The 240-nt window shown below is 55.0% G+C and carries 1 pseudogene; it reads left to right on the forward strand.

The annotated features are described in order from the left end of the window. Positions 1-240 (forward strand): annotated as a pseudogene (locus ACR9ZK_RS23245) (NADP-specific glutamate dehydrogenase); the annotation flags it as partial.

Raw genomic sequence — 240 nt, forward strand, 5'->3', positions numbered from 1 at the left:
CCATGGCCTGGATTTCGAAGGTATGCGCGTGGCGGTGTCTGGTTCCGGTAACGTCGCACAATATGCAATTGAAAAAGCCATGTCACTGGGCGCACGGGTGATTACGGCGTCAGATTCTAACGGTACTGTCGTCGATGAAGCAGGCTTTACTCCTGAGAAACTGGCGCTGCTGACCGAAATCAAAGCCAGCCGCGATGGTCGCGTGGCGGATTACGCGCAAAAACTCGGGCTGACCTATCT

This window comes from Monashia sp. HAY1-5C, assembly GCF_056755255.1.